4 protein-coding genes are annotated in these 4,600 nt (G+C 61.9%); all 4 read right to left on the bottom strand.

The window, feature by feature from the left end; genetic code table 11:
• Positions 1-83 precede the first annotated feature (83 nt).
• From QMX97_RS31645 to QMX97_RS31630, 4 genes are read right to left on the bottom strand one after another with little or no spacing between them, the layout of a single operon-like run.
• The gene (locus tag QMX97_RS31645) at positions 84-1,565 is read right to left on the bottom strand and encodes a mannitol dehydrogenase family protein (RefSeq protein ID WP_201144195.1); all 1,482 of its coding nucleotides are present in this window, start codon (positions 1,563-1,565) and stop codon (positions 84-86) included.
• Between the two features lie 16 nt (positions 1,566-1,581).
• The gene (ugpC, locus tag QMX97_RS31640) at positions 1,582-2,685 is read right to left on the bottom strand and encodes a sn-glycerol-3-phosphate ABC transporter ATP-binding protein UgpC (protein WP_282398214.1); all 1,104 of its coding nucleotides are present in this window, start codon (positions 2,683-2,685) and stop codon (positions 1,582-1,584) included.
• A gap of 37 nt (positions 2,686-2,722) precedes the next feature.
• Positions 2,723-3,553 carry a carbohydrate ABC transporter permease gene (locus QMX97_RS31635; protein WP_032886872.1) on the bottom strand — a complete coding sequence of 277 codons (831 nt, stop codon included), beginning with the start codon at positions 3,551-3,553 and terminating at the stop codon, positions 2,723-2,725.
• Between the two features lie 10 nt (positions 3,554-3,563).
• Entirely contained in the window at positions 3,564-4,490 is a 927-nt protein-coding gene (locus QMX97_RS31630) for a sugar ABC transporter permease (protein WP_065906617.1), read from the bottom strand.
• Between the last annotated feature and the right edge of the window lie 110 nt (positions 4,491-4,600).

The following is a 4,600-nucleotide window of genomic DNA, read 5'->3' as shown; positions in this document are numbered from 1 at the left end:
AGGGGGCTTGCCCCCGAGGGCTGTGGGTCAGTGAAGGATATTCGCCTGACACACCCTCATCGGGGGCAAGCCCCCTCCCACATTTAAACCGGTTTCTTCAGGAGGTTCTGTAGGGTTTCGGTGACGCCGTTATCACGCAAGCTCCCATAGCAACGCTCGAACGCTGCCACAAACTCCGGCGAGTTGGGAATAGCCGTGCCGAAAATCTCTTCCACTCCCAGCAGTCGCTGGCTGATCAACGCCTCATCACTCACCAGCCCCTGGCAGAATTCCGCACGCGGGTCGGGGATTTTATAGCTCACGCCATTCTCATCCACGCCCTTCAAATACAAGGCCCAGGCCGCGACCACCAGCGCCGCACGCTCGGTCTCGCGCCCATCGGCTATCAGGCGGTTGATGGTCGGCACGGTGAACTTGGGAAACTTCGAGGAGCCATCCGAGCACACGCGCTCCAACTGGTCGGCAATCGCCTGGTTGGAAAAGCGGTCGACCAGGGTCTGCTTGTAGTCGGTCAGGTCGATACCCGGTACCGGCGCCAGGTTCGGCGTGACATCCAGGTCCATGTAGGCGCGCATGTACGCGACGAACAACGGGTCGTTCATGGTCTCGTGCACGAACCGGTAGCCCTTGAGAAACCCCAGGTAAGTCAGGGCCAGGTGGCTGCCGTTGAGCAGGCCGATCTTCATCTCTTCATAGGGCGTCACGTCATTGGTGAACTGCACGCCGACCTTCTCCCAGGCCGGGCGGCCGTTGACGAACTTGTCTTCCAGCACCCATTGCACAAACGGTTCGCAGACCACCGGCCAGGCATCGTCGATGCCGTGCTCGTCGTGCAACTGCAGGCGGTGGGCGGTGCTGGTCATCGGCGTGATGCGGTCGACCATGGCGTTCGGAAAGCTCACATTGGCCTTGATCCAGTCGTGCAGGTCGGCATTGTGCAGCGCGGCAAAGGCCAGCAACGCCTTGCGCGTGACGGCGCCGTTGTGCGGCAGGTTATCGCAGGACATCACCGTGAACGCCGGGGTGCCGGCGGCGCGGCGCTGGGTCAGCGCGGCGCAGATAAAGCCGAACACGGTTTTCGGTGCGCCGGGGTGCGCCAGGTCATGCTGGATCTGCGGCAGGTGGGCCATGAACTCGCCGTTGCTGTCGTCGATGCAGTAGCCGCCTTCGGTGATGGTCAGCGAGACGATGCGAATCTCGGGGCTGGCCAGTTTGTCGATCAATGCCTGGGCGCTGTCTTCGGCGAGCAGCATGTCGCTGATCGAGCCGATCACACGCACTTCGGTGTCGTCGGTGTCGCCCAGTTCATAGAGGGTGAACAGGTAGTCCTGGCCCGCCAGGTCGTCGCGGGCCTTGCGGTCCTCGCTGCGCAGGCCGACGCCGCAGATGCTCCAGTCCAGGCCTTCGCCGGTGTTCATCAGCGCATCGGTGTAGTACGCCTGGTGCGCACGGTGGAAACCGCCGACGCCGATATGGGCGATGCCCTGGGAGGTGCTGGCAATCGCATAGGCCGGGATGTTCACGTGCGGCGCCAGTTGGGTAAGGTTCTGCTTATTCAGTTTCATCACAACTCTCGCGAAATCAGGCGGCAGCGCGCAGTGGGCGGGCCACGGCTACACCGTCGGTGTCGAACAGATGGCAGTGCGCCGGGTCCAGGTGCAGGTGCAGCGTCTCGCCGTATTGGCTGGCCATGTCGCCACGGATCCGCATGGTCAACGGCTCGCCATTGGCGGTGATGACGTGGCAGAAGGTGTCGCTGCCCAGGCGCTCGCCGACGTCGGCGGTGACGGTCAGGGAGGTCTGGCCCGGCGTGGCGATTTCCAGGTGTTCCGGACGAATGCCCAGGGTCACCGCGCTGCCCACGCTCAGGGTCGCGCCGCTCAACGGCAGGCTGATGGTGGTGCCGGCGTCGAGTTGCACCTCGCAGCCTTGGCCTTCGACGCGCGTGACCTTGCCCTTGAGGAAGCCCATCTTCGGCGTACCCAGGAAGCCCGCGACAAACAGGTTGGCCGGCTGGTGGTAAAGCTCCAGCGGCGAGCCCACTTGCTCGATACGGCCGCTGTTGAGGACCACCACCTTGTCGGCCAGGGTCATGGCTTCGACCTGGTCATGGGTCACGTAGATCATGGTCGCCTGCAGCTCTTTATGCAGGCGCGCCAGCTCCAGGCGCATCTGCACGCGCAGGGCGGCGTCGAGGTTCGACAGCGGTTCGTCGAACAGGAAGATTTTCGGGTTACGCACAATCGCCCGGCCAATCGCCACACGCTGGCGCTGACCGCCCGACAGCTGCTTGGGCTTGCGCTCCAGCAACGGGCCGAGTTCGAGGATGCGCGCCGCTTCGCTGACTTTGCTCTCGACCAGTTTCTTGTCGACGCCGGCCAGGTCCAGGGCAAACGACATGTTCTTGCGCACGCTCATGTGCGGGTACAGCGCGTAGGTCTGGAACACCATCGCCAGGTCGCGCTTGGCCGGGGTTACTTCGGTGATGTCGCGGCCGTCCAGTTCGATGGTGCCTTCGCTGACTTCTTCCAGGCCCGCGATCAGGCGCAGCAGGGTCGATTTACCGCAGCCCGAGGGGCCGACGAAGACCACGAACTCCTTGTCGTTAACTTCCAGGTCGATGCCTTTGATGATCGAGAAACCTTCGAAGCCTTTTTGCAGATTCTTGATTTTCAGGTTGGCCATGATGGGCCTCCGCTTTGAATTTTTTATTGAAAGGCCGTTATTTCACGGCGCCGAAGGACAAACCGCGTACCAGCTGTTTCTGGCTGATCCAGCCAAAGATCAGGATCGGCGCGCAGGCCAGGGTCGAGACGGCGGACAACTTGGCCCAGAACAAGCCTTCAGGGCTGGAGTAGGAGGCGATCAGCGCGGTCAGCGGTGCTGCGTTGGACGAGGTCAGGTTCAACGACCAGAACGCTTCGTTCCAGCACAGGATCAGCGACAGCAATACCGTGGACGCCAGGCCGCCCTTGGCGATCGGCAGCAGCACCCGGACCATTTCCTGCCACAGGGTGGCGCCGTCCAGGCGCGCGGCTTCGAGGATGTCCTTGGGGATGTCCTTGAAGTAGGTGTAAACCATCCAGACCACAATCGGCAGGTTGATCAGGGTGTAGATAATGATCAGCGCGATGCGCGTATCCAGCAGGCCGAAGCTCTTGGCCAGCAGGTAGATCGGCATCAGCACGCCCACCGGTGGCAGCATCTTGGTGGAGAGCATCCACAGCAGCGTGCCTTTGGTGCGCTTGGTCTCGTAGAAGGCCATGGAGTAGGCGGCCGGCACCGAGATCAGCAGGCACAGGGCGGTGGCACTGAACGAAATCAGCACCGAGTTCCAGGCGTAGCTGAAGTAGTTGCTGCGCTCGTTGATGTGCAGGTAGTTCTCCAGCGTCGGCGTGAAGATGAACTGCGGTGGGGTAGCGAACGCATCGATTTCGGTCTTGAAGCTGGTCAGCACCATCCAGAAGATCGGGAAGAAAATCAGGATCGCGATGGCCCAGGCCAAAGTGCCGAGCAACAGGCTTTGCAGGCGGCGGGATTGTTGAAGCGTCATGGCGCGGCCCTCAAGGCTTGTCAGTCAGGTTTTTGCCGATCATCCGCACCAGGATGATCGCCGCGATATTGGCGATGACCACGGCGATCAAGCCGCCGGCCGAGGCCATGCCCACGTCGAACTGCACCAGCGCCTGGTTGTAGATCAGGTAGGCGAGGTTGGTCGAGGCGTAGCCCGGGCCACCGTTGGTGGTGGTGAAGATTTCGGCGAACACCGAGAGCAGGAAGATGGTTTCGATCATCACCACCACGGCAATCGGGCGTGCCAGGTGAGGCAGGGTCAGGTGCCAGAAGATCGCGATGGCGCCGGCGCCGTCCAGGCGTGCGGCTTCCTTTTGTTCCTGGTCGAGGGACTGCATGGCGGTCATCAGCAGCAGGATCGCAAACGGCAGCCACTGCCACGACACAATGATGATGATCGACAGCAACGGATAGTGCGCCAGCCAGTCCACCGGCTCGGCGCCGAACAGCTTCCAGACGGCGGCGAGAATTCCCGACACCGGGTGGAAAATCAGGTTTTTCCAGATCAGCGCACCGACGGTGGGCATGATGAAGAACGGCGAAATCAGCATCACCCGCACGATGCCACGGCCCAGGAACTCACTGGCCTCCAGCAAGGCACTGATCAACACGCCGAACACCACGCTGATCAACAGCACGCTGCCGACCAGCAACAGGGTATTGGTGGCGCCCGGCAGGAAGCCTGAGTCGGTGATGAAGTAGGTGAAGTTCTCCAGCCCCACGAATTGGTTTTCGCCAGGGTAGAGCAGGTTGTAGCGGATCAGCGAAAAGTACAGGGTCATGCCCAGCGGCACGATCATCCACAGCAGCAGCATGGCGACCGAAGGGGTGACGAGGAACCAGCCGGGGTTGGCCAGGCGGCTTTTGCGTGGCGTGTGAGGCGTGGTCGTTTGCACTTGGGCAGTGGTGGTATTCATAGGGTCAGGACCAGTCAGGTACATGCAGAACGAGAATCGGAGCGCGGTCAGGGTGGGAGCTGGCTTTCCTGCCTCGCAGGCAACCCAGCACTAACATAAAGCAGTTACGG

The organism is Pseudomonas sp. PS01298 (genome assembly GCF_029959745.1).
Lineage (GTDB): Bacteria > Pseudomonadota > Gammaproteobacteria > Pseudomonadales > Pseudomonadaceae > Aquipseudomonas > Aquipseudomonas aylmerensis.
Note: the sequence above shows the minus strand (reverse complement) of the source record. Positions and strands in the feature narration are given on the sequence as shown.